This is a genomic window from Paenibacillus sp. JNUCC-31, from assembly GCF_014844075.1.
Lineage (GTDB): Bacteria > Bacillota > Bacilli > Paenibacillales > Paenibacillaceae > Paenibacillus.
Genome location: NZ_CP062165.1, coordinates 7,342,798 through 7,366,427 on the forward strand (window position 1 = coordinate 7,342,798; position 23,630 = coordinate 7,366,427).

General features: G+C 46.3%; 21 protein-coding genes. 16 read left to right on the plus strand and 5 right to left on the minus strand.

All coding sequences use genetic code 11. The annotated features are described in order from the left end of the window. Positions 1-115: 115 nt before the first annotated feature. From JNUCC31_RS32135 to JNUCC31_RS32160, 6 genes are all read left to right on the plus strand, one after another. Positions 116-508 carry a DUF2500 domain-containing protein gene (locus JNUCC31_RS32135; RefSeq protein ID WP_062319566.1) on the plus strand — a complete coding sequence of 131 codons (393 nt, stop codon included), beginning with the start codon at positions 116-118 and terminating at the stop codon, positions 506-508. 183 nt (positions 509-691) lie between these two features. Further along, positions 692-1,441 (plus strand): SDR family NAD(P)-dependent oxidoreductase, encoded by a 750-nt coding sequence (locus JNUCC31_RS32140; RefSeq protein WP_192267326.1) that lies wholly within the window; start codon positions 692-694, stop codon positions 1,439-1,441. A gap of 203 nt (positions 1,442-1,644) precedes the next feature. Next, positions 1,645-3,330, plus strand: a complete 1,686-nt coding sequence (locus JNUCC31_RS32145) for a hypothetical protein (RefSeq protein WP_228469359.1) — start codon at positions 1,645-1,647, stop codon at positions 3,328-3,330. Positions 3,331-3,488: 158 nt separating this feature from the next. After that, the gene (locus JNUCC31_RS32150) at positions 3,489-3,911 is read left to right on the plus strand and encodes a cell wall hydrolase (RefSeq protein ID WP_192267328.1); all 423 of its coding nucleotides are present in this window, start codon (positions 3,489-3,491) and stop codon (positions 3,909-3,911) included. 18 nt (positions 3,912-3,929) lie between these two features. Next, the gene (gerQ, locus tag JNUCC31_RS32155; RefSeq protein WP_416234343.1) at positions 3,930-4,421 is read left to right on the plus strand and encodes a spore coat protein GerQ; all 492 of its coding nucleotides are present in this window, start codon (positions 3,930-3,932) and stop codon (positions 4,419-4,421) included. Positions 4,422-4,598: 177 nt separating this feature from the next. Beyond that, complete coding sequence (locus JNUCC31_RS32160) at positions 4,599-6,170, plus strand: sigma-70 family RNA polymerase sigma factor (RefSeq protein WP_192267329.1); 1,572 nt, start codon at positions 4,599-4,601, stop codon at positions 6,168-6,170. Between the two features lie 202 nt (positions 6,171-6,372). Here JNUCC31_RS32160 and JNUCC31_RS32165 read toward each other — a convergent pair whose 3' ends face one another. Next, positions 6,373-8,229 (minus strand): alkaline phosphatase, encoded by a 1,857-nt coding sequence (locus JNUCC31_RS32165; protein WP_192267330.1) that lies wholly within the window; start codon positions 8,227-8,229, stop codon positions 6,373-6,375. Between the two features lie 378 nt (positions 8,230-8,607). Here JNUCC31_RS32165 and JNUCC31_RS32170 point away from each other — a divergent pair, with 378 nt between their 5' ends. From JNUCC31_RS32170 to JNUCC31_RS32205, 8 genes are all read left to right on the plus strand, one after another. Then, positions 8,608-9,924, plus strand: a complete 1,317-nt coding sequence (locus JNUCC31_RS32170; protein ID WP_192267331.1) for a hemolysin family protein — start codon at positions 8,608-8,610, stop codon at positions 9,922-9,924. A 158-nt stretch (positions 9,925-10,082) separates the two neighbouring features. Beyond that, positions 10,083-10,991 carry an ArsR/SmtB family transcription factor gene (locus JNUCC31_RS32175; protein ID WP_228469360.1) on the plus strand — a complete coding sequence of 303 codons (909 nt, stop codon included), beginning with the start codon at positions 10,083-10,085 and terminating at the stop codon, positions 10,989-10,991. A gap of 322 nt (positions 10,992-11,313) precedes the next feature. Continuing rightward, positions 11,314-13,038 (plus strand): ABC transporter substrate-binding protein, encoded by a 1,725-nt coding sequence (locus JNUCC31_RS32180; RefSeq protein WP_192267332.1) that lies wholly within the window; start codon positions 11,314-11,316, stop codon positions 13,036-13,038. 98 nt (positions 13,039-13,136) lie between these two features. Next, positions 13,137-14,093, plus strand: a complete 957-nt coding sequence (locus JNUCC31_RS32185) for an ABC transporter permease (RefSeq protein WP_192267333.1) — start codon at positions 13,137-13,139, stop codon at positions 14,091-14,093. 13 nt (positions 14,094-14,106) lie between these two features. Further along, on the plus strand, positions 14,107-15,048 hold the full coding sequence (gene opp4C / locus JNUCC31_RS32190; protein WP_192267334.1) for an oligopeptide ABC transporter permease: 942 nt from the start codon (positions 14,107-14,109) through the stop codon (positions 15,046-15,048). Positions 15,049-15,057: 9 nt separating this feature from the next. Continuing rightward, on the plus strand, positions 15,058-16,041 hold the full coding sequence (locus tag JNUCC31_RS32195; RefSeq protein ID WP_192267335.1) for an ABC transporter ATP-binding protein: 984 nt from the start codon (positions 15,058-15,060) through the stop codon (positions 16,039-16,041). Further along, the gene (locus JNUCC31_RS32200) at positions 16,034-16,999 is read left to right on the plus strand and encodes an ABC transporter ATP-binding protein (RefSeq protein ID WP_192267336.1); all 966 of its coding nucleotides are present in this window, start codon (positions 16,034-16,036) and stop codon (positions 16,997-16,999) included. Before JNUCC31_RS32195 ends, JNUCC31_RS32200 begins: the two co-directional genes overlap by 8 nt. Before the next feature lie 268 nt (positions 17,000-17,267). Next, positions 17,268-17,762, plus strand: a complete 495-nt coding sequence (locus tag JNUCC31_RS32205; RefSeq protein ID WP_192267337.1) for a hypothetical protein — start codon at positions 17,268-17,270, stop codon at positions 17,760-17,762. Between the two features lie 6 nt (positions 17,763-17,768). Here the strand turns inward: JNUCC31_RS32205 and JNUCC31_RS32210 are convergent, their stop codons facing one another. From JNUCC31_RS32210 to JNUCC31_RS32225, 4 genes are all read right to left on the minus strand, one after another. Continuing rightward, positions 17,769-18,737 carry a hypothetical protein gene (locus JNUCC31_RS32210; RefSeq protein ID WP_192267338.1) on the minus strand — a complete coding sequence of 323 codons (969 nt, stop codon included), beginning with the start codon at positions 18,735-18,737 and terminating at the stop codon, positions 17,769-17,771. Further along, positions 18,715-19,305, minus strand: coding sequence for an RNA polymerase sigma factor (locus tag JNUCC31_RS32215; protein ID WP_192267339.1), 591 nt, complete (start codon positions 19,303-19,305; stop codon positions 18,715-18,717). Before JNUCC31_RS32215 ends, JNUCC31_RS32210 begins: the two co-directional genes overlap by 23 nt. A 218-nt stretch (positions 19,306-19,523) precedes the next feature. Then, complete coding sequence (locus tag JNUCC31_RS32220; RefSeq protein WP_192267340.1) at positions 19,524-20,756, minus strand: aminopeptidase; 1,233 nt, start codon at positions 20,754-20,756, stop codon at positions 19,524-19,526. An 82-nt stretch (positions 20,757-20,838) separates the two neighbouring features. Further along, the gene (locus JNUCC31_RS32225; RefSeq protein WP_192267341.1) at positions 20,839-22,071 is read right to left on the minus strand and encodes an aminopeptidase; all 1,233 of its coding nucleotides are present in this window, start codon (positions 22,069-22,071) and stop codon (positions 20,839-20,841) included. A gap of 214 nt (positions 22,072-22,285) precedes the next feature. Between JNUCC31_RS32225 and JNUCC31_RS32230 the strand changes: the two genes are divergently transcribed. Together JNUCC31_RS32230 and JNUCC31_RS32235 are read left to right on the plus strand one after the other, a co-directional pair. Next, positions 22,286-22,552: a hypothetical protein gene (locus JNUCC31_RS32230; RefSeq protein ID WP_192267342.1), complete on the plus strand. Its 267-nt coding sequence runs from the start codon at positions 22,286-22,288 to the stop codon at positions 22,550-22,552. 184 nt (positions 22,553-22,736) lie between these two features. Beyond that, entirely contained in the window at positions 22,737-23,546 is an 810-nt protein-coding gene (locus JNUCC31_RS32235; RefSeq protein WP_192267343.1) for an MBL fold metallo-hydrolase, read from the plus strand. Positions 23,547-23,630: the final 84 nt, after the last annotated feature.

Genomic DNA, 23,630 nt, shown 5'->3' on the forward strand with positions numbered 1-23,630 from the left:
AGATCTCGCGTCAATTTGAATCCGAATAACAAGTTCCCTGTTCATGCGCATATATATTACAGGAGACGGGTCAAGACTCCGGCTGTCCTAGGTTTGATGAACGGAGGGGAGAGACATGGGCATTGAATCATCCTGGATGTTTGATTTTTTTGGAACCGTCTTTCCGGTAGTATTTGTCCTGATTATAGGTATTGTTCTCTTGTCGGTTGGGAAGGAAGTATGGAGATGGGGGCGGAACAACTCGGAGCCGCTGCTAACCGTACCTTCACGGATTACCAGCAGGAGGATGCAGATGAGTCAGTCGCACTCCGAACCAGGAAGCACAGCCCGTACGCTGTATTACATCACTTTTGAAGTGGAGAGCGGGGATCGTCTCGAATTCAAAGTGAATGGTGATGAGTATGGCTTGTGTGCCGAGGGAGATGAAGGCCGACTCTCTTTCAAGGGAACGCGTTATGTAGGCTTTGAACGCTACAATCGTTTGTATTCAGAGCGTGTACGCGGATAAACCGGCGGGCTTGCGCCACAGTGGCGTAAGCTTTTTTTTTTATCTTTTGTGGACAGGCGTTTCTTAATGGGGTTAACGTGTTTCTATATAAGAAGAGACTTTATTCAATTTATGGTCATATTCAGTGAGTTGTATGTCGACTTATGTGCTGAAGGGGCCATCCCAATAGAGGAGGCAATAAAGATGTCATTTACTGATCAGGTCGTGGTTGTAACGGGAGCAGCCCAAGGTATCGGACGGAGTGTGGCTGAGGCCTATGCGATTGCAGGGGCTAAAGTCGTACTTGCCGACTATCAGGAAGCCGAGGGGGCCGCTGCGGCAGCTTCCATTCGCAATGAAGGGGGAGAAGCCATCTTTGTCCATTGTGATGTACGTCAGGAGAAGGATATAACGAACCTCATTCAAACTGCGATGGATGAATTCAAACAGATAGATGTGCTCGTAAACAATGCAGGTGTCTCCAGGTGGAAGTCTCCCTATGAGCTAACGCTGGAAGAGTGGGACGATATACTCAATACCAATGTGCGAAGTTGCTTTCTCGCAAGCCGGGAAGCGGCCAAACATATGAAGCATAATGAAGATGGAGGAGCGATCATCAACATGGCCTCTACGCGTGCCTTTATGTCTGAACCCGAAACAGAGGCTTACGCTGCATCCAAAGGCGCTATCGTGGCGTTGACACATGCCATGGCGGTCTCCCTGGGTAAGGATCAAATTCGGGTCAATTGTATCAGTCCGGGATGGATTGAAACTGGTCATGTCAAGGAACTGAAGCCAGAGGACCATGAACAGCACCCAGCAGGCCGGGTAGGTGTTCCTTCGGATATCTCCCGTGCTTGTTTATATTTGTCCGATCCAAGCAATACCTTTGTCACAGGGACTAACCTGATTATTGATGGGGGCATGACCCGAAAAATGATATATGAGGACTAGTACCGGGATTTATGCGGCCGATTGTAAACTTTTGAAAACATAGCAGAAATAAGCCCAAGTTAAGCACTTGGGCTTATTTGTTTTTGATAACTCGGTTGCTATAATAAATGTGATTTACCACAGTACAGGAATGGAGGGAGAATATGTTCGGGAAACCATCCCGGAAAGTGTTTTGGCTATTACTGTTGATTGGAGGGATTATAATGACAGGCTTCGAATCTACTGCAAAAGCTGATGCAGATATACGAGCAGCCTGGGTATGGCAGGCCAAGTCTGTCAGTGACGGAGGAGATGAGCTGCTGGACAACGCAGCTAAACATAAGATAAACAGACTATATGTGAATGTGGATATGAATCTTTCAGAGGAGGTCTATCATACATTTATAGCCAAAGCCAGTGAAGCTGGAATTGCCGTGGAAGCTCTTGGCGGAGATCCGTCATGGTCAGTGAGTGGTCGTGAAGGACCGATGCTCAAGCTGGCATCCTGGGTGAGCAATTATAATCTGGCTGCCGAGCCGAATGAGCGGTTTGACGCCATACACCTGGATATCAAACCTTATGTACTGCCACAGTGGAAAGAAGATGCCAAGCCGCTGGTTCAATCCTGGGTTGCCAATATGAAGCTGTTGCTGGAACAGGTGAAACAGACCGGGGCAATCGAAGTTAATATCGACATGCCTTTTTGGTTGGATTCTTACACCGTGACAGGCAGCAAAACGGCTGAAGATGCGGATAACGAGTCATTGTCACACTGGTTTATCGGACAATTTGATCATATTACGTTGTTAGCTTACCGTGATAGCGCCCAAGGAAACAATGGAATTATACGTTTGATTGAACAAGAAATGATATGGGCTGACGCCAGAAATGTGTCGGTTACCATTGGAGTCAATACCAAACCTATGCCTGGTGAAGAGTTCACCACTTTTGCCGGGAAAGGTACAGCACAACTGGAGAATGTCATAAAGGAAGTGGCATCCGCATTCACGGACCACACCTCCTACGCGGGCTCGGCTGTACATGACATTGTATATTGGGGACAGCTGGAGCCGGATGAGCAGCCTTTGCCGGAGAATCCAGCCAATCAACCAGAAATTCGGGGTACGTATATCTGGCAGGCCTCTGAGGTTACGGATGATGGTGGAGATCACATTCTGGAGTTTGCTAAAGAACAAAAAATTAACTGGCTATACGTCAGGCTTGATTTGGATCAACCGTACTCCAGCTACCGGAGTTTTGTGAAACGTGCTCAGGCTCAAGGTATTGAGGTTCACGCCATGGGAGGCCATCCCATCTGGGGCAAAAAGGAGAACCGACCACGGATCCAGCGTTTGATCGATTATGTGAAAAATTATAATGCCGAATCTGAACCAAACGAACAATTTAAGGGGATTCACCTTGATATTGAACCCTACACCTTACCGGAATGGGAAAATAATCGGGATATGCTGCTGACCGAATGGGCTGCGAATATTGCTTATTTCCAGGAAGAGACGAAAAAGGATAGCCATTTGGAAACGAGTGCAGATCTGGCTGTTTGGCTCGATACGTTCCCGTTACCCGGAAGAGACATGTCTGTCAGTGAATACATGATATCGACACTGGATCACGTATCTTTGATGGCCTTCCGTAACATTGCCGAAGGCTCCAATGGAATTGCCAGCGTAGTCAGTCAGGAGATGGCCATTGCGGATCGTCTGGGTAAACGACTGCTCATCTCGGTGGAGATGAAAGAAAATTTTGAAGGGAATCATATTTCCTTTTACGATAAGGGAGCTGCGGAGATGGAACGACAATTGGCCCTGCTTCCAGATCTCCTAAGTGAGTATAATGCCTATAAAGGCAATATCGTTCATGCTTATGATTATTGGATTGAAGCCAAGCCCTGAAGAACGGGGTATATAGGAAATCATTTTTCTCGGGACTTCACCTGCAGTGAGGTTCCGGGCTTTTTTTTACGCCAAAATGTGAAATGGTGTCACCGAATGGGCGTCTGCACAATACGATGTACGGTGAAGAAGAGATTCAACAAGGGAGGAAACAGGATATGGCTGTAATTAAAGCCAACTCGGGAGACGTCAGGTTACTCGCAAGGCTGATGAGGGCCGAAGCTGAAGGTGACGGCGAACAAGGCATGCTGCTTGTGGGTAATGTGGGTGTAAACCGGGTGCTGGCTGATTGCCTGGACTTCGGCGATATTCGGGACATTAATCGAATGGTCTTTCAGAATCCCGGTGGCTTTGAGTCCACGCAAAAAGGATACTTCTACCAACGGGCAAGACAATCGGAAATACGCTTGGCACAGCGCGTCATCAATGGTGAACGTATATGGCCAGCCAGTAATTCGTTGTGGTTTTTCCGACCTGTAGGGGAATGTCCGCCAACCTGGTATAACCAGCCTAATACAGGCCGTTTCAAAGCGCACTGTTTCTTCAGTCCGACAGGTGAAGACTGTCCGAGTGTATATTAAATTTTGGGAGGAATCGCAATGATTAACCAGCCTTATCAACCAACACAAGTTATGGGCCAACAGGCCAATTCGCAAGTACAAGGGACTTCTTACAAAATCGGTAACGGTATGCCAATGATGTCTCCAACACCAGGCATGGTATCACCTAGTTCCACAAGTGTCCCCCCGCTCGTATCGAGCGGTGCTCCAATGACTCCGGCGGGTGGAGTTGTAACAACAACTGCACCACAGTTTGAACAATCCTATATTGAGAATATCTTACGGCTCAACTTGGGGAAATATGGAACATTCTACATGACTTATGAAGGAAATAAAGAATGGAATGCTCGCATTTTCCAAGGTATCCTGGAAGCAGCAGGTCGTGACCATATCATTATCAGTGATCCGAATACTGGAAAACGGATTATGCTTTTGATGGTCAATTTCGACTACGCTACATTCGATGAGCCATTGTTGTATCAATATCCTGGTGTGATCGGGAACTATCCGCAAGCACCAAGCAGACGGTAATCGTAGTGGAAAATAGAACATAATAGAACTTGCCCTTACACAGGCTGTCTCAAATGTGGATATTTTTCCGCATTCGGGACAGCTTTTCCTATAATATAAAAGTAACCTTTTCCTCAAATCAGGGCACTTAAAGATAAATACATCATGCAGCAAGCGCACAGGAAGGAGCCGGACATATTGAAGACATGGATCGATGGAGCAATCCAGGGGGAAGCTGAGGCTTATGAACAGCTGGTGAAGCAATTTCGGGGGATGGCACTGGCTGTCGCCTATCAAAAATTAGAGGACATGTTTCTGGCCGAAGATGTGGTTCAAGAGGCATTCACCGAGGCCTTTGCTAATCTGTCAAAGCTGGAGAATCCCGATGCTTTTCCCGGGTGGTTCAAAGTCATCGTGGAAAGACAATGTTACCGTCAAATGAGGCGTAAACAGCATGCCACCGTTCCAGTCCTGGAAATTCAGGATCTCATTCAAGAAGAGGATGAAGCTCACAATCCTGAGGAACAGGCTTTGAAAAGAGAAGTGCATCGTCTCTTGCGAGACTCAATTGCCATTTTACCTTCTTCCATGCAGCTTGCTGTGGATCTGTTTTATTTTCAAGGCTATTCACTCAAGGAAATGTCAGAGTTCCTTGGTGTCAAGGTTCCGGCGTTGAAGAAACGTCTATATGATGCCAGGTCCAAACTCAGGAGATCACTGCCTGTGGCAGATGTCATCTCGGTATTTAGCGATCTATATGAAGGGGGAAAAGGAATGCTTCACATTATGAATGGTGACCATGCAGCTGATCGGTTAAGACAAAGCGGGATTCAAGGTGACATTTTGGTCTGGCGAGAGCTCTATACATTTGGACCAATAACGAGAAATATGAGGAATGAGAAGGCGAGAAGTGGACGTGCACAATATTTGGAGCAGCATTTGGGCATTCCGCAGACTGAATATTTGAAAATTAAAGAACTGGAGCAGAGGTTAAGCTCATTCCATCAATACAAAGAGATCGTTCTGTGGTTTGAGTATGACCTCTATGATCAGTCGATGCTATCGTACTTGCTGCACTATTTTAAGGAACAGAACCTAAAGGATACGAGGTTGAATCTGTTATGTATTGATTCTTATCCGGATATTGAGCATTTTCGGGGACTAGGACAGCTAACCCCTTCGCAAATAGGACGTTTATCCGGTACTTGGCATGTGATGGAATCAGAAGAAGTCGAGGCTGGTAGCGAGTTTTGGGCTGCCTACGCATCGTCTGACATTCAAGATCACCAGGACTATTTGCGGGGAGATGCATCGGTGCTCCCTTTTGCACACGCTGCATTCAAGGCCCACCTGTCCCGTCTGCCTTCTGTATTCAATGGACTGAGCATAATTGAACAAACCACGCTGGAGGCTGTAAGCGAGGGTGTGGATCACCCCTATCCATTATTCAAGCATGTTGGAAACCAACTGCATACCTTGGGGATGGGGGATCTGGAGTACTGGGCTCATCTGAAGAGAATGACAGAGGAACCTCATGCCTTACTTCAATTAAGCGGTGTACAAGCCTTTCCTGATTTCCAGGAGCAACATGAGGATTTCCGTCAAAGTGTCCTTTCTCTGACCGAACTAGGTATTCAGGTGTTGAACGGAGAAGTGGATTGGGCGCTAGTAAGAAAAGAAAGATCATGGGTTGGCGGTCTTTCGGTCGAAAAAGGGGAAGCAGCTCCATGGCGTTGGGACACGGATAATGAGAACGTAGTGATACAGTAGCGATACAGTAGCGATACAGTAGGGTGCTATAGTGAAAGAAAGTATTTGTAGTAAAAGGAGTAACGCATTAAAGGGAGTAACGCATTAAAGGGAGTACAGTAAGTGGGCGTACTAGCCATGCCTTATCCATATATCGTGAACAAAGAGTATCCCCGCCATGCCTGAGCATGAGGAGGATACTCCTTTTTTGCCTAACGTTATTTTACTTGGACGCATCCAATTTTAATGCGGTTACCATCTTGCGGAACACATCCGTATTATCCAGATAACCGGAGAACAGGCGGGACCCAGGGCCTGAGGCATTGATTGGCACATCGTCGAATGTGTGGACTTCCTGGCCTTCATCATGAGGCAGGTTACCCGTATAGTGGACACCGTCCGGATCTTTATCCGGGTTAGCGATATACCATGTTTTGTCCTTCACATTAGGGTCCTGAATCGTAGGACTGATTGGCACCGGATTGGAGAGATAATCCTCATTGTTGTCCGGCATATTGCCCCAGCCAACGGCAATCTTCCACTCCGAATCCGGATTGTCCGGGAAGCCATCTCCGTTTGCATCCACATATGTCGGGAACTTGGAATCCGCATATGTGCCGATCAATTCACGGAGTTCGTCGCCCGATTTACCTTTGGCGGCTTCCGTGTTATATGTTCCGTTTAGGGTAAGGGAATGACCATGGTCGGATGTGACGATAACGAGCGTACCCGGGTGTTCCTTCGCATATTCCTTAACCCGACCCACCGATTGATCGAATTCTATTGCATCCCATACGGAGCGTTCAAAATCCATGGTGTGAGCCTGTTTATCAATCGATGCGCCTTCGACCATCAGGAAAAATCCGTTCTTGTTCTGTTCCAGGACCTGAAGGGCTGTGTCCGTCATTTCCATCAACGTTGGCTGATCGGTATCCTTGCCCACGATTTCTGTGTTGTTGGGCTGAGTATATTCCCGATCATAATATACACTCATGTTGCCTTTGCGGAATAATCCAAGCAAGGATTTGGTAGAGGAAGACTTGTCCAGATTCGTTGCATCTGTAACGTAGGTATAGCCTTCTTTTTTGAACTCCTCCACGATATTGCGTCCGTCTTTGCGTTTTCCACCATCCTTCGCTGGAAGGAACCACTCCAGTCCACCGCCCAGAATAACATCCGGACGATTGGCTTCATTCAGATACATACTTGCAATTGCTTCTTGCTCCCCGCGTTTACGCGTGTGAACGGCCATCGCTGCCGGCGTCGCATCCGTCACATCCGCAGTCGTTACAAGGCCCGTAGCCATGCCACGTGTCCGCTTAACCAGCTCAACGATGTTTTCCACCTTTGGATCGTCAAAAGGATCAGGTGTATTATCCGGGTAGACCCCTTCGGCATTTACGGCCGTTTTATGACCGGTTGCATAAGCGGAAGCACTATTGGCTGAATCGGTGACGATGGAATCCATGCCAGACGTGGTGACCATGCCCATGGAATCCATTTGTTCCATCTCCAGCCAGCCATTGAATTTGCCTTCGTGAATACCCTTGGATACAACGCGAGCGGCGGTGCGAATATTGGCACTCATGCCATCGCCGATCATCAGAACGACATTTTTGGCTTGCTCACCGTTTGTTAGTAGGGCCGTATCTTTGGAAGGATCAAACACTTGGTATACGACCCTTGAATATGTACGCTTGCCTGTAGCAATCGTTTCCGCGGTTACCACAATGGAATCACTCTCTTTAAAAGTAACATCCCGAATGGTGTATTCCGTGCTCAAGTCGTTGCTGCTTGTCCACGTTCCGGACTTGCCGAAGTATTTGTCCGGAGACAAGCCATTAACCTGGATTTTAATATCATTCGATTTCAGCTTGGCACCATTCAGCTCAACCCGGAAATCAAGCTTCTGGCCTGCCAGAATCTGAGCACGGTCAATAGGTAAAATGGTAAATGCGGCAGGGGCCGTCTGTTGCTGGGCAGATACGGGTTCAGCATTGACCTGCCAAGGCACGGCTGTCATCGCAACAGCCGCGCTGAGTAGTAAAGCATTCCATTTCATAGCATGATGGCTTTTCATGAACATACCTCCGAGATCAATTTGTTGTTCTATTTGGAAGTATATAGCTGAATGATTAACTGAGCGTAAGAGAAAAGTTAAACCGCAAGCAAGAAGATGCATATATTTGTTAGTAAAACGTAAAAAAAACGGAGTATTCAATACATTTGTTAACGAAATAGCCCGTATGCATCATTTCGTTGTCATAGGACACGGATTGACTGTGTAGTGTAGAATTATATAATAAAAGAAGCATATCCTTGTTATTCGACAGAAAAAGGTGGAGGTGAACGCATTGGGAAGTTGAAACTGCATATGAGCGGCAGAATGGCAAATATCCTACATTTTCGAAGGAGGTGGACCTATTTGCCGAAGAATGACGGCGAATAGGATGATAATTTGAGTGACCCCTTACCGAGTATATTAAATTTATTTTTAATTGCTTTGCTTGTATTGATGAATGGTTTCTTTGTCTCGGCAGAATTTGCCATGGTCAAAGTTCGTGGCAGCCGGATTGAAGCTTTGGTGGAGACAGGTAATAAAAATGCGATTTATGCTTCCAATATTGTACGCAACCTGGATGCTTATCTGTCCGCGTGCCAATTGGGTATAACGCTTGCTTCACTTGGACTCGGGTGGCTGGGAGAGCCAGCGATTGCTCACCTGTTAGAGCCCATGTTTACTGCATTTGGACTGGGTCCGGTATACGTACACGGCATCTCCATTGCGATTGCTTTTGTTATTATTACGATTTTGCATATTGTACTCGGGGAACTTGCTCCCAAGACGATGGCTATCCGCAAATCAGAGACGATCACGTTATGGTCTGCGGCGCTGCTTACGTTCTTTTACAAATTAATGTATCCCTTCATATGGGCATTGAATGGTATGGCGAACAGCCTGCTGAGAGTATTTCGCATGGCACCGGCCTCGGAGCATGACTCGGCGCATAGTGAAGATGAAATACGCATTCTGATGAAAGAAAGCAATAAGAGCGGTTTAATTGACAATACTGAATTGGCGCTTGTTGATAATATATTTGATTTTACGGCAACAACCGCCCGTGAAATTATGATTCCGCGGACGGAAATGATCTGCCTGAATGCCAATCAGTCCATGCTGGAGAATCTGGAAATTGCCAGTGAAAGCATGCGTACCCGTTATCCGGTTTATAACGGTGACAAAGACCATATTATCGGTTTTATTCACATTAAAGACCTGATGCGATCTCAGCTTACAGATACCATCTCGGTGATTCGGCCGATTCTCGCCGTACCCGATTCTACCCCGATCAGTGACCTGCTCAAGCGGATGCAGCGCAGCAAGACACAGATTGCGATCCTGATTGATGAGTACGGAGGAACCTCCGGCCTTGTAACGCTTGAAGACATCATGGAAGAGATCGTAGGCGAGATTCAGGACGAATTTGACCAAGAGCGTCCGGCGATTGAGAAAGTGGATGAGATGGAATACTCCATTGACGGCCTCATGCTGATTGAAGAGGTTAGTGAGCGCTTTGGTCTGGATATGGACCGGGCGGACTATGATACGATTGGCGGCTGGTTATACTCCAGAGTAGAGGCCATCCCACCAGAAGTGGGGCAATCGGTAGAGTATGGTGGATATGTCTTTGTTATTCAGGAGACCGAACATAAGCGGATTTCCCGTGTGAATGTGATTAAGCTGGATCTGATGGTTGAAGGCGAAGGCGCCTAATCCAAAGTATTATTTTTGGAGACAGGAGATTCCGGTCTATAGAGAAGCCGTGCGGTGGATGATTTCACTGTGCGGCTTTTGTCTATTCTATAATCGTAGCATGCACGGCTGCAAACAGGGTATAATGGAACAACTTTGCAAGATAGGAGAGGTTGAGATTGAGCTATCGCATTGAGGTGGGATTTACGCCCGTATTTGAATTCATGGCCAGTTTGCATACATATATTTGCCGGAAATCACATAAAAAGATTGATTTATCCATAGCTTGGGCGCAAGGTACAGAAGAGCAGCTAACCCCTGAGCTTGCTGCTGTTTTGCAAAATATGAACGTGGATGATGATTGGAAATGGATGTATTTGCTTGTCTGTTTGCGAATGGAGGCTGAGGAACCGGAGGATTTTATTGAATGGTTCAGCCAACGAACAGTGCCTGAGCTTCGTGACATTTTTGCCCGGTACAGTTTCCCGTATACGGATGATATCGCTGCCTTTCAGACCAAGATGACCTATGTCTTAACCGGGTGGAACGAGCAATATTTTCGCTTATTGGATCCCGTAATCCTACAACATCTGCGCCAAGAGGTTCTGAACCGTAAGGAACAGTTAAATCAATCTCCCCAGGAAGAGGTACTCGACGATGCGACCAACGGGTTGATGTTCCGGGACATGAAGGGGCTGGATAGACTGCTGCTTGTGCCACAATTTCATTTTCAGCCGCTAAATGTCATCCTGCATTTTGGGGATACGCTGCTGTGCCATTATTCCTCCAGATTGTATATGGGAGATCATGAGTATATTCCGACCCATCATTTGCGTGTAATCCGCAGCTTGGGAGAGAAGAACAGACTGAAAATCATGCGTTTTCTGCATCAGGGACCACGTTCATTTATAGAAATTGTTCGTCACTTGAAGCTCTCCAAAGGAATTACTCATGACCATCTATCCAAGCTTCGTGGGGCAGGGTTGGTCTATGCTCATTTTGAAGGAGAGAGCCTGGTTGAGTATTCACTTCGTCTTCATGCGCTCGAGCAAATTTTACCGAATGTCATGAATTATTTGGAGCAATAACGTTTATCAAAATGTGGTTTTTAGAAAAAAAGTATACCTTCGATACAGCCGTATGTTTGTTGTGGCCGAACTGAAATTTATTCAGGAAATCCGCGCAAAACATACGGCTATTTTAGCGCTTTAAAGTGGATATTAATGGGTTTAATATAAATATTTTTTTGTGGTTCTCTATTTACAGAACCAAACGCAGTTCTTATAATAGGGCTTATCGAACTTATACCTTACTAATTCCATAGGAATTATATATATTCTGGATTATTTCGGGAATTAGGAACGGCTGAGCGAGAAAAATATGGATCATTTATGAATTGGGGAGGATTTTATGAGAGTGAAAGGTTTATCCGTGGCATCGTTAATCATCAGCAGCGCAATTGTGTTATCGGCATGTGCTGGAGGTGGGGAAGCAGAGACCACTACTGCTGGAAGCGGAACAACAAATTCGGGCACTCAAGCGACTCCGGTTTCAGCAGCACTGGATGCACCATATCAGGCAACAGACCTGAATCAATTACCTGAGACGGCAAAAAAACGAACGGATACGGTGATTGTGGGACTTACGGATCCCAGCGGGGCTTTCACACCATACTTCCATCAAAGTGGATATGATGGCAACGTGGCTTCATTGCTATTTGCTTCACTTGTAACCGTAGATGAGAAAGGTTTACCTGTTCCTGATCTCGCTGAAAGCTGGGATGTGTCCGACGATCAGCGTACATACACGTTTCATCTAAAAAAAGATTCCAAGTTCAGTGACGGCTCCACGCTCACCGCAGATGATGTGGCTTTTACATGGACCATTCTGCATGACAAGTCATATGACGGTGGATTCGATATTTTCTCCACCAAGGTGAAAGGAGGCAAAGCATATACCGAAGGAAAGGCAGATCACATCGAGGGTATTAAGGTCATTGATCCGTTAACGATCTCGGTCACACTGGAACAGCCAAACGCAACTGCTCTGCTTACATTGGGCTCAGAGGTGTTGTCCAAAGCCTACTACGGCAAAGACTATCAATTCGGAAAGCTTGAATACATTAAAAATCTTCATGCAACACCTGTAGGCAATGGCCCTTACAAACTCGAAAAATTTATTCCGGGTCAGGAAGTACGATTTGTTGCCAACGAATTCTACTACAAGGGCAAACCGAAAACTGAGCACTTCATATATAAAACATCGGAAGGAGACACCTGGCAGTTTATTGAGACCGGAGAGATCGACTTCACTTCGTTCACGGCTACCCAGGAGAATATTGATAAGCTGAAAAACATCCCATACCTCAACCTACTGCCTTACACACCAAGTACATACGGATATTTACAGCTCAATCTGGAGCATGAACAGCTTCAGGAAAAAGAAGTACGGCAAGCCATCACCTATGGCCTGGATCGTCAGTCCATCTATGTGGACGCCAACCAAGGGGCAGGCGCTGTTGCCAACATTCCGACTTCACCTATTTCCTGGTCATATACGGAAGAAGGCATTAATCCATACGCCTATGATCCAGACAAAGCCAATCAATTGCTGAACGACGCAGGCTGGGTACCTGGAGCGGATGGCATCCGTGAGAAAAACGGGAAGAAGTTGTCCCTGCATTTCCTCGGAACGAAAAGTCCCGCCACGGATATCTTCATTGCTGTAGCCAAAGAAAACTTTGAAGCAATTGGCGTACAGTTCCAGCCTGAAGTCTTCGCTGATTTCAACTCGCTTGTCTCCAAAGTGGAGAGCGGCGATTACGACATGGCTTCCTTCTCCACACCGATGCTAACGGATCCTGCGGACGGGGTACTGCAATTTGTGGATGGTGAGCTGAAAGGGTACGACAATCCCAAAGTGAAAGAGCTTTACAACAAAGGCCTGGCTACGACAGACATTGAGGAACGCAAGGCAGTATACAAAGAGCTGTACCAGTTGCTCAATGATGAGCTGCCTGTCATTTTCACCAGTTACAAAAAAACAGTCTACGCCTATAACGGGCGGATCGATGGGCTCTCAGTCAGTCCATACCGAGGGATTGCAACCAGTGTGCCGGAATGGTCTCTGAAATAAGTGGTGGCTTAAATCCTAAAATATATACCGAAATAAACAAACGTCCCTTGCGTTTGCGATGTCGCAGATGCAAGGGATGCATTGATAAGGAGCCTGATATGAGCACTTACATTGTGAAACGGATGACATATATGGTTCTTATTTTGCTGGCCGCTTCCGTTCTGATTTTCAGCTTATATGCACTTACTCCTGGAGACTATATCTCCAGCAACATTAAACTGAGTCCTGAGCGCAAGGCCGAGCTGCGCGAATTGTACGGGCTGGACAAGTCCGTTATCGAGCGGTATCTGATCTGGATGAAAAATGCTGTACACGGGGATTTTGGATATTCATTGGCCCAGCAGAAGCCCGTGCTCGCGCTGTTCAACGAATATATCTGGAATTCATTCCTGCTGGCTGCCGTGACCACGTTTCTGACCTGGTTCATTGCGGTTATTATCGGTGTGATTGCCGCCTACAAGCAGTACTCGTGGTTCGATACTTTCGTGATGATAGGCATATTTGCAGCCATGTCCGTGCCATCCTTTTTTATCGGATTGTTTTTGATTAAACTGCTGGCGGTTGACTTAAAATGGTTGCCACCGGGCGGCATGATGACCACTGGAAGTAATGCTACCGGTCTGGCATATGTCAAAGAGGTGATTCAGCATATGACCTTGCCTGTAATTGTTATGACCCTGCTCGGAGTAGGCTCGCTTACCCGTTATTTCCGCAGCAACATGATTGATGTGATCAAGCAGGATTATATTCGAACAGCACGAGCCAAAGGGTTAAAAGAAAGCAAAGTGTTATATACTCATGCTTTACGTAATGCTCTTTTACCCGCGATAACATTGATTGGCTTCGAGCTGCCTTCCTTGTTCGGCGGTTCACTGATTATTGAGAAAATATTCAGCTGGCCCGGTATCGGTCAGTTATATATGCAATCCTTCTCGTTGCGGGATTACCCGCTGCTGATGGGCTTCACAATGTTTATCGCCATCCTGACTGTCATTGGAACGCTGCTGTCTGATGTGCTCTATCACATCGCAGATCCGCGTGTCCGCTTGCAATAAGGGGGATATGAAAATGACAATCTCTTCATCGTCTGTAACGAGAAGTGCCGCAGAAGCTGCCTCACCTATAAAGGTTCCGGCCAAATCTTCTTTATGGAGATTATCGCTCCGAAGACTGCTCAAAAACAAACTTGCCGTTGGCGGATTCATCGTGGTTTTGTTGATGTTTGTAGCCTGCTTTATTGGACCGCTATTCTCACCTTACACCAATAACAAGATTAATATGGCAGCGATGAAACAAGGTCCAGGCATTCATCACTGGCTTGGTACGGATGCGTTAGGCAGGGATGTGCTTACCCGTGTGTTAATGGCTGGTCGTATCTCGCTCACCGTTGGTTTAGCTTCCATGGTTCTATCCGTATTTATTGGCTCCTTGCTTGGAGCTATTGCCGGATATTATCGAGGCATTGTTGATCAGGTCATTATGAGGATTGCCGACTTGCTGCTTACGATCCCGGGACTGCCGCTGCTGTTCATTTTCGGCGCGTTGTTATCGGATTGGAAAGTTCCGCCGGATTCCAGAATGTATATCGTCATGCTGATGCTCAGCTTTGTCAACTGGCCCGGTATGGCCCGGATGGTACGTGGACAGATGTTAAGCTTGCGGGAGCGTGAATTCATGCAAGCTGCTGTTGTTCTTGGGTTACGTGACCGTCGTAAATTGTTTCACCATCTTCTGCCCAATATCGTACCGCTTCTCATCGTCATGGCGACTCTGAATATCGGAGGGTCCATTCTCAGCGAGTCGGTACTCAGCTTTTTTGGACTCGGTGTCATGCCGCCAACGCCTACATGGGGCAATATGATCGATGCGGCCAACAACATGATTGATTTTCAGCAGCATCCTTGGCTATGGATTCCGCCAGGGCTGTCCATTTTCGTGACCGTTATTGCCATTAACATTTTTGGTGATGGTCTTCGAGACGTATTAGATCCCAAACAGAAGAGAAGGTGAGCACGCCTCATGCAAAATATGATTGAAATTGAACAACTTGAAACTCATTTTTACTCGGAAGAGGGCAGTGTCAAAGCCGTTGACGGCGTAAGCCTGAATGTACGTGAAGGGGAGACGGTGTGTATCGTTGGTGAATCAGGCTGCGGTAAAAGTGTAACTGCCATGTCGATTATGGGCTTGATCGAGGAACCAGCAGGCAAGGTGGTAGGCGGTGCGATTCGTTTTGATGGACGGGATCTGCTCCGTGAAAGTAAATCCTCGCTGCGTGCCATCCGGGGCAATGACATCTCTATGATTTTCCAGGAACCGATGTCCTCGTTAAACCCCGTGCTGAAAATCGGTGAGCAATTGATGGAGCCGCTGATTGTACACTTGAAAATGAGTAAAAAGCAGGCTCGCGCACGAGCAATTGAACTGATCGCCGAAGTTGGTATTTCACGCCCGGAACAGATTGCGAACAGCTATCCGCATGAGCTGAGTGGGGGCATGCTGCAGCGCATTATGATTGCCATTGCCATCTCATGTAACCCGAAACTGTTAATTGCGGATGAACCAACCACCGCACTGGATGTGACCATTCAAGCGCAGATACTGGATATGTTGCAGCACATCAAATCCCAGTCAGGAACCTCCATTCTGATGATCACACATGACCTTGGAGTTGTAGCCGAAATGGCGGATTATGTTGTTGTGATGTATGCAGGCAAAGTGGTGGAAGAGGGGGAAGTTGTGCAATTGTTTGAGTCTCCCAAACATCCATATACTCAGGGATTGCTTCGGTCCAAGCCAATTATCAATCAACGGCAGGATGAATTGTATTCGATACCCGGACATGTACCTGATCCACTATCCTTGAAAGATTCCTGTCATTTTGCTGATCGGTGTGAGCACTGTATGTCGATATGCACCACACAAATGCCGATGCTCAAGCAGCTTGGACCTGGACAGAAGGCTGCATGCTGGCTGTATGAGGAGGCATTAAGTCATGTCTGAACCTTTATTGGAAATCGAACATCTTAAAACCTATTTTCCAGTGCGTAAAGGCTTATTGAATCGTACAGTAGCCCATGTAAAAGCGGTCGATGATATCAGCATCACGATCCATGAAGGCGAGTCATTTGGATTAGTGGGTGAATCCGGCAGCGGCAAGAGCACCGTTGGAAGAACCATCGTACGCTTAACAGAGAAAACAGAAGGACAGATCCGTTTTCAAGGTGTAGACTTGCATCATTTGTCTATGCAGGAAGTGCGGAAGATCCGTCCACAGCTTCAACTTATTTTCCAGGACCCCTACAGTTCACTGAATCCGCGCATACGTATTGGTGATGCGATCGGGGAGGCTGTACTGGATCACGGATTGGCGACCGCAAGCGAGGTGCGTGATCTCGTCAAGGAGGTGCTCGGGGCCTGCGGATTGTCATCCTACCATATTGATCGTTTTCCCCATGAGTTCTCTGGTGGACAGCGACAGCGGATTGGGATTGCACGAGCTTTGATCTTAAATCCAAAGCTGATTATCGCAGATGAACCGGTATCTGCATTGGACGTGTCTATTCAGGCTCAGATTATCAACCTGTTCAGACGGCTTCAGCAAGAGCGTGGCCTTGCTTATTTGTTTATTTCGCATGATCTGAGTGTGGTGGAGCATCTGTGTGACCGTATTGGCGTAATGTATCTGGGTTCCATGGTCGAGACGGCTTCCAGAGACGAGTTGTTCGGCAATCCACTGCATCCGTATACGAAAGCCTTGCTGTCTGCCGTACCCGTACCAATTCCCAAATTGAAACGGGAACGAATTGTGCTTAAAGGGGATATCCCAAGTCCAGTGAATCCGCCAACTGGCTGCAAGTTCCATACCCGTTGTCCATGGGCAGAAGATATCTGCAAGCAGCAAACTCCAGCGTATCGGAACGTTGGAGCGGATCATTTTGTAGCCTGTCATTTGGTCTGAACATCGTTATTGCGAAGATGGAGCATGAATGATGAGGTCGGCATAAAATGACGGTGTATTTATTTGGATTGATGTATACGCAACTTCAAAACCTTTTTTTATTTGGCATTTTACGTACCCGGGTAATTGATTTGACTATAGCTTTTATGCAAACATCTCCATAACTCTACTGTACTATTTTAAAAAGGAATTTTTTTGAAACCACATAGTTTCATATTGCGTAAACACCTATGAATATCCATAATATGAAATTGGAGGAATGAACTAAATGATGAAAAAGAGTTTGAAGCCCGTCTTAAAGGTGACATTAGCAGCCGCATTAACTTTACCTATGATCTTCGCAATACCTGATGGAAAAGTCGAAGCTACTCCAGATATTTCGAGTGTTAAACCCGTAGCCTTGACCGCACCACCACCGGAGAGCCAAAGCATTCAGAGCTTGGCTCAATTCGAGAACATTTATCAAGCAAGTGGCAATGTTATTCCTGTAGGAGGACTTACTGCATTGGTGAATACAACGACAACAACTTACACCAAAATGAACAGTATAACGGTACAGTATAGTCTCCAACGATGGACAGGATCCGCATGGGTCAACTATCAATCGAATTCTGTCACGCAAAATAATGTTTCGGCATTGAATGCAAGCTCCAGCTGGACAGTTATAACTGGTTACTATTATCGTGTGGTGAGCATTCACAGCGTAAATAATGGCTCAAAAACTGAAACAAGCACACATACATCATCAAATGTGCTATTCTAGTCAACTTTAATGACTGTTCCAAGGAAACCTTTGATTCTGAAGGTTATTGGCAATGGATAACATCTCTTCTTCGCTGAGAGTACCGAACAAGCTGACGTTGGTTGAACCCATCATCCATTGAAAAGTGTTATAGCGAGGGCCAATTGACATAAACGCCTCGCTACCATCGCCCAGTTTAACGAAACTTGTCTCTCGAAGTAAAGGACCTTCAACTACTTCACCAGGATGGATCCAGGCATAATCAAATTGTAATATTTCTTCTTGTCTATCTTTGATTTTACCAGTGTAGAGTACTCGCATATGGGTTGATTTAATATTACTGTCTATAGGGAGCGGCAACTCTGCATCAAGCATCAGCTCGAACTTGATGTCGGTAAATCGCTCGGGGATTACATTTGAAAGTAGAAAGTCACCAATAAACCCCGAGCGTGCTTCTTCCTCAGTTACTTCAACAGGAACCAAAATTTGTGTTGAATCTATATCGAATTCATAGGGATTGTCATCATAATTTTCAGTAGAAATTTGAGGAGCGTCCTCGCTACCAGGCTCAGGTGGTGCAGACGTCTTTGCTGCTAAAGGATCCAATCCAACTATTTCGTTTGTACGGTCTTTAATAATAATGGATTTCATTCCATTACCCCAATCCTTGATCGTTTGCACAAAAGGGGACACTGCCTGTGTGTTCGTAGGAACACTGAATAAAACTGCACCTAAGGCGACTGAAGCGGCGATAACGAAAGAAAGCCGCAAGGTCCGCCTTCTTTTTTTGCGTGCGTTAATCTTATTAATTTCATATTCAACTTTAAGCCAGGACTCATGCATAATTTGGAAATTTGTGTTATTTGGATCTAGGGGAGCAGATACAGCCTGATGGAAGGCTTCGTCAAAAGCCATATCAAACGCGGCATCGAAAAAATCGTCTTCTAGCTCTGAATCGAATGAATCAATATGCTTATCGGACTTGCCTTTGCTCAATACTTCCACCCCATTCCTTATGTAATTTTTTCTTGATACTTCCGCGGGCTCTGAACAAACGTTGCTTCACAATTTCTTCAGATGTATCAAGCAGATCGGCCATTTCCCGATAGGAAAGACCCTCTTTCCAGCGCAGCTCTACGAGAACACGATATTCCGGTTTAAGCTGTTCCAGGTAGAACTCGATGGATTCCTGCATCATTTGTGTCTCCACTGTGCTCTCCACGGAAGCTGCCGTCTGATTCATTGTCTCCATATCTATAAAAACACTATCCGTATCCAGTTGGTTACGGTTATTTTTATTTTTTCTCAGATAATTAATGGCGGTATTCCGTGTGACTACCTTCAGCCAGGCTTTCAGTTTGACCTCGTTGTCGAAGAGAGGTTTGTTTTTAATGATTTTGATAAAAGCTTCCTGGATAATATCTTCTGCTGCTGCACGTTCTTTGATGATGTAAACGATGAGACCATGTACCATATTATAGTATTCGTAGTACACTTCTTCTTGAAGTTGCGGGCCCAAATTATGGAAATCCGAGGCTAAAAGTAATTGGAGCCGATTGGCCATGATGTTCTCCTTTCTGGTGAACAATCCACAAACATTGGTATCATTTCATTTTACAACATTATATGGAAGCGATACAATGGGAGGTTAGTCCGACAGAAGAAGGGAAGTAGATTCTAAATTAGAGAAAGGCCGCCTTACTAACCTCTAAAAATGATGGTCAGTAAGGCAGCCTCTAAATGATGTTTAATAATTATTGGGATTATCAGATTCAACTCGTTTCAGAAAGCCCAGTCGCCTTTTAGGAAGATGGCTTCACGCTCGCCATTCGCTGTCACGCCGTAAATGTTCGTTTCCGGCGAACCCATCATGAAGTCCACATGAGTAATGCTGGAGTTCATGCCGCGAGCTGCAAGTTCCTCGGTTGACATGGTTTTGCCACCATCGATATTGAAGGCATAGGAACTGCCGATCGCGAGGTGACATGAAGCATTCTCATCATATAACGTTGTGTAATAGAGAATACCGCTTTCCGAGATTGGTGAATGGAAAGGCACCAAAGCAACCTCACCGAGGTAATGGGACCCTTCATCCATGTTAATGAGCCGTTCGAGTGTATCTTGCCCTACTTCGGCATGAAAATCAATGATGCGCCCCTTCTCAAATGTTAGGGAGAAGCGATCAATGATACTTCCGCCATAACTGAGTGGTTTGGTACTGGTCACTTTACCGCTCACTCCGTATTTGGCTGGGGCAGTGAATACTTCCTCTGTCGGAATGTTGGCAACAAAGTGGGTACCTTGTTCGTTAATGCTTCCCGCCTGCGCCCAGATATGTCCTTCAGGAAGCTCAACGGTAAGGTCTGTTCCAGGTGATACAAAATGCAAAGCTTTATATTTTTTGCTGTTCAGGGCAACTGCTTTGTGCTCTAAACGCTCAATATGCTGCTCCCAAGCCGCTACAGGATCATCCAGATCGGCTCTTACAGCAGCAAAAATGGCTTCCCAGAGCTGTTTCATCTGCTCGGCAGGTGAAAGGTCGGGAAACACTTTCGCAGCCCAATCCGGTGAAGGACAGGCTACTCCTGTCCAGCTCATTTTGTCGGCCTGCTGATATTGACGATATTTGGACATCGCCTGACCGTATGTACGCTGATGGGTGGAAATGCGTTCAGGATCGATGCCTTTCAATAGGTCCGGGCTGGAGGACAATACGGTCAAGAATGCAGCATTGTTCGCTGCCAGCTCCTCAAGTTCAGCAGCATGCCATTTCGGTGGGTCCTGGAAGGAATCCTCAGGCGCCATTTCAAAACGCAATCGATTGACAGTCTCGTCCCCGTGTTTGACGATGACTTTCTTAGCTCCGGCCTCGTAGCCTTTGCGCACCAACAAACGCACGAATTCAGCTGTATCAATCATGGCGCTGATGACGAAGATTTGTCCGGGCTGAACGTTGGCTCCAACTTTTACGGCCAGTTCAGCATAATGATCCAGTTTTTGTTCAAAACTCAACATATCGTGTTCCTCCATATCATGAATGCCCCGCTTACGCAGGAAAAGAGAGGAGTGACCCTCTCTCTCATTTACATCGTTTAAATTAGAAAGCCCAGTTTCCTTGCAGGAAGATCGGTTCTTCGCTGCCTTCGGAAGTGACACCGTGAATGTTCATTTCTCCTGATCCAATCATGAAATCCACATGAGTGAGACTGGAGTTCATGCCATGGCTGATCAATTCATCCTTGGACATCGTTTTGCCACCTTCCAGACAGAAGGCATAGGCGTTACCGATCGCCAGATGGTTGGATGCATTTTCATCAAAGAGGGTGTTGTAGAACAAAATATTCGTATCGGAAATTGGCGATTGATGTGGAACGAGAGCTACCTCACCCAGATAATGTGCGCCTTCATCCATTTCGATCAGGCTTTTCAGTGTATCGAGTCCTTGATCAGCAGTATAGTCTACGATCCGACCATTTTCGAAAGTCAGGGAGAAACCGTCAATCAGGTTTCCGCCATAGCTCAGTGGTTTCGTGCTACGCACAGTGCCGTTAACTCCGGTTTTGAGTGGAGCGGTGAACACTTCCTCTGTAGGCATATTGGCAACGAAGACATGTCCTTGTTCATTGATGCTGCCACCGGACACCCACAGATGTCCTTCGGGAAGCTCAATCGTAAGGTCTGTGCCAGGGGCAGTATAGTGAAGCTTTTTGTATTTTTTTTCGTTGAGCAGATCGGCGCGGGAATCGAGATTCAGCAAATGCGTTTTCCATTCTGCGACAGCATCCTGCTCACCAATGCGAACGGTTTTGAATATAACATCCCACAATTTATCGATTTGCTGCTCTGCCGGAAGATCAGGGAATACTTTGGCTGCCCATTCAGGAGAGGGAACTGCTACAATGGACCAACTAAATTTGTCTGCCATTTGATAGGAGCGATATTTCTCCATTGCTTTACCGCGAACTTTCTGACTCGTCACGATCCGTTCCTGAGGAACACCCGCAAGCAGGTCCGGATTTTCTGCAATAACGTGCAGAATGGCGGCACCTTCTTCTACGAGTTCAGTCATTTCACCTGCAAACCATTTTGGTTCAATGGAGAAGGATTCCTCTGGTGCGAGATCATAGTGAAGACGTGTGATGACTTCATCACTCCAGTTTACTTTGACCAGCTTGGCACCTGTGCCATAAGCGGCTTTGACAATCAGGCGCACAAAATGTGCTGCCGAGATTGGTGCGTTCACGACGAGAGTCTGCCCAGGATGGACATTGACACCGACTTTGACAGCCAGTTCGGCATATTGTTGTAAATTCGTTTCGAAATTGTTCATGCTATTTTTTCCTCCCGTTTGGTATAATATCGTAGCTGTTTGTTATTATAGTCCTCATTACAGGTATGTAAGGAGTCAGTATTGTTCCCTCATTGAATAAGGTATACGTTGCTACGATATATATTGTACAATTAACCAATAATAATTACCAAACTAGGTTTACCATAAATTGTGGAGACCCGCAACAGATGAGAGATTAAAGGAGAGAACGAGTGTGAATATTGAGATTATTCGTGCAGAGATGCGTCGTGAAGACGAAAAAAATTATGTGGGTAATACCGTTTTTCGTGCAGAAGGCGAAAAGTCAGTATATGAGATTACGTTCATGAGCAAGAACGGCAAGGATTGGGATTATAGTCTGCATTTCACCGAACAGTCCGGTGATGAAGAGGAATTGCTGCGCATGGACCAACTGCTGGAAAACGACGACGATATGTACAATCAGTTGCTTGATGCAGCACTGGATGCTTACCCGGCGTAATTTGTCCGAGATGTTCTTGTTCTAATATGGAATGTAGCTGATTATACTAGACGGTGTATGCCTGAAACAGGGTGTACATCGTCTATTTTATTGGAAGTAAGGAATAGATGCTCCAGAAAAGGGAAGTCTATGACAGATGAATGGAACCAGAGAGACAATCCGCCTGAATGGGAGGTAACCGTGAATGGCATCTGACAATCTGATTACAGCAGGGATGACGGGACTCGAAGAAGTCGCGCACGATATCCTCAGTCTGCGTACACTGTTCGTTAATGTTGTGTTTATCGGTGAGCCGGGAAGCCGGAACTGGGTGCTCGTGGATACAGGAGTAGCGAGTTTCACCGATCAGATCCTTCATGTTGCATCTGAACGATTTCCTGGTCCTCCGTCTGCTATTATTTTGACACATGGTCATTTTGATCATGTAGGGACCGTCATCGAATTGGAACAATTCTGGGGTGTCCCGGTGTATGCACACTCGCTGGAACTGCCTTATTTGACAGGTGCGAAGGATTACCCTCCAGCGGACCCTTCCGTAGGTGGTGGTTTGATGGCACGGTTGTCATTCACGTATCCCAATGAAGCCATTAATCTGGATGATCGGATATTCAGTCTGCCGGATGACCATTCCATTCCGGGAGTTTCGGCTTGGAGATGGATTCACACCCCTGGTCACACGCCGGGACATGTTTCACTATTTCGTGAAGAAGATCGTATCCTGATTGCCGGAGACGCGATTGTCACGGTAAAACAGGAATCGCTCTGGAATGTGCTGCTTCAGGACAAACAGTTACACGGTCCGCCCGCATACTTCACGACAGATTGGAAGGCGGCTCATCAATCCGTACATCATATTCGCCAATTGCAGCCGAAGGTTGCTGTTACAGGGCATGGACATACCTTAACCGGCGATATGTTGAGGGATTCGCTGAAGCAACTCGATCTGGATTTCGAAGAAACTTCCGTTCCGGATCATGGCAAATATGTGGACTGAATGAGCCGAAGTTATGAATACATTTCAAGGAATTACGGAATGGTTTTTTGCGGTATCATGTGCCTGTAGAGACAGCTGCGTAGC